Raw genomic sequence first — 2150 nt, 5'->3', positions numbered from 1 at the left:
GCGCGAGAACACCCGACCGGCCGCCTCCAGCAGGGTCGTGCGGGTCTTGATCCCGCGCTGCTGCTTGCGACGCGCTCCGCTCACTCGTTCCACGGCGTTCTCCCTCGGGCCTCCACGACCGCATCTCGGTCGCGAGTGAGATTCTCCCATACGCGCCTGATCAGGCATAGTCGAATCCGCGATGAGCGCCCGATGCGCACGCTTACAGCAGATCCTTCATGGAATGAGCGCGGGATCCGCGCGCGCCGAGGATGCTGCCCCCGGTCACGTCGAGCAGCGCTCCCGTCGTGCGCTTGGCCGCGTCCGACGCGAGAAAGGCGATCGCGGCGGCCACCGTCTCCGGCTCCGAGACTCCGCCCAGCACCGAGAACGACGACATGTACTCCAGCACGGCCGGAATCTCGAAGCCGGGATGACCGTTCTGGGTGAAGCCCGGGATCACGGCGTTCACCCGGATGCCCCGCGCGGCGACGGCCTCGGCCATGTTCTTCGTGAGCGATTCGATCGCCGCCTTGCTCATGGCGTAGGCGATATCGCCCGGGCTGGAGAAGTGCGCCGACGCCGACGAGAGATTGACGACGGACCCGCCCGCCGGCATCAGCTCCACCAGCTGCTGCGAGAGGAAGAACGGCGCCTTCGCGTTCACCGCGAAGTAGGCGTCGAAGTCACCGGGAGCCGTATCGGCGAACGACGGGCTGAGCAGCTTCGCGGCATTGTTCACGAGCACGCGCAGGCGGTAGCGCGGATACTGCTGCTCCAGGAGTTGCCGCACGCGCCGGACCACGGTCCCGACGCCCTCGTCGGTGCCGAGATCCGACGACACCAGGTGGCATCGGCCGCCCTGCGCCTCCACGCTCCGCTGCAGCTCACGCGCCCGGTCGGTGCGCGTGCCGTAGTGCGCCAGAACGGCGTGGCCCGACTCGCTCAGCGCCGCACACGCCGCGGCGCCGATCCCGCCCGTCGCGCCCGTCACCACCGCGAGGTCGACCGGCCGCTCCCCGCTCTCCGCCCGTGTTCCGCTCATGCCGCTTCCTCTCCGCCCGTGGCTGCGAAGCCGCCCTCCACTCGAGCACGCACTCTCCCGCCCTGCGTCACCGTCGTCGCGATGCGGTCCCCGGCAGCCTGCAGCACGACATGCGCCGGTTCCGACTTCTCGATGAACGCGAAGAACCGCGTGGTGAGTTCTCGCAGCCTCCGCGCCGGAAAGTACTTCGCCGCCAGACGCTCGGCCGCGCAGACGACCGCCATGCCGCTGATGTGGTCCGTCTCGTGATCCGCCAGGATCGGGTTGTCGGGCTCGATCGCGAGCTCCTCGATCACCTGTCCGGTCTGCCCGAAGACTCCCGCCTCAGCCGAGGCGTCGTCTCGGGCCTCCGCGGCGCGGAGGCGCGCGTAGAGGCGCGGCGGCAGGTACTTGCCGGTGATCCGCCCCTCGCCGATCCCGAGCCCCGGGTCTCCCGGCCCGTTCCCCTCGGCGGAGCCATCGACGGTGAATCGGAAACCGACGTCGATGTCGACGACGCCCCGAGCCGCCCGCCCCTCGATGTTCGCGCGCACCGAGACGCTGCCGGTGGACGGCAGCGCGGCGCGGACGACGCCGATGCACGTCTGCGCGGACGAGAGCACCGCCCGGCTGTCGAGCGGCACCCCCAGGTGCAGGTGGGCGAAGGCGTGAGTCGCCTGCCGCTGCACCTCCACGTACTCCGAGAGGCCGGGGCGCACCCGGCGGGGAATGCGGAAGCGGAACGTGATCGTCGTCGTGCCGCGGGCCTCGACCCCGACCAGCCACAGATTGCGATGGTCGGCCTTGTGCGCGAGCTCCGGCGCGACGGTCGCCGCGTGCATGATGCCGCCGCCGCTCAGCCCGTAGCGGTCGGCGCGAGCAGCGAGAGCAGCAGCGGCCGTGCACGCCGCACGCGCGCGGGCAGCGACTTCCACCTCTCACCGATTCCGGCGAGCACCTGCGCGCCCACGAACACCTCGTTGAGCAGTTCGGCGAGCTCGGAGACCTGCCGCTCGGAGGTGACGGAGCCGTCCTCGACGCCCTCGCGGATCAGGGTCGCAGTGACGCGCTGCCACTCGTCGTAGAAGCCGTAGCCGCGATCCTGCAGCTCGTCGGGCAGCGATCCCACGAGCCGGATACCCGCCTG

Annotated in this window: 3 protein-coding genes; all 3 read right to left on the bottom strand. The window is 70.8% G+C overall.

Going from position 1 to position 2150, the window contains the following annotated elements:
* Positions 1-202: 202 nt before the first annotated feature.
* A complete protein-coding gene (locus D1J51_RS17610) occupies positions 203-1024 on the bottom strand; it encodes an SDR family NAD(P)-dependent oxidoreductase (protein ID WP_119077300.1) in 822 nt (273 codons plus the stop codon).
* A complete protein-coding gene (locus D1J51_RS17605; RefSeq protein ID WP_119077299.1) occupies positions 1021-1845 on the bottom strand; it encodes a hotdog family protein in 825 nt (274 codons plus the stop codon). The genes D1J51_RS17610 and D1J51_RS17605 overlap by 4 nt, the downstream gene beginning before the upstream one ends.
* Before the next feature lie 14 nt (positions 1846-1859).
* Positions 1860-2150 (bottom strand): hypothetical protein (locus D1J51_RS17600; protein WP_162903930.1); only part of this gene is annotated, 291 nt, incomplete at its 5' end.

The sequence above is a fragment of the Leucobacter sp. wl10 genome, assembly GCF_003569785.1.
GTDB lineage: Bacteria > Actinomycetota > Actinomycetes > Actinomycetales > Microbacteriaceae > Leucobacter.
The sequence above is the reverse complement of the archived record's forward strand: the minus strand, read 5'-3'. Positions and strand labels throughout refer to the sequence as shown.

What these genes read in the sequence shown, in the direction of transcription:
- D1J51_RS17610 (WP_119077300.1), bottom strand. Translation starts at nt 1,024, where the DNA reads ATGAGCGGAACACGGGCGGAGAGCGGGGAGCGGCCGGTCGACCTCGCG.
- D1J51_RS17605 (WP_119077299.1), bottom strand. Translation starts at nt 1,845, where the DNA reads ATGCACGCGGCGACCGTCGCGCCGGAGCTCGCGCACAAGGCCGACCAT.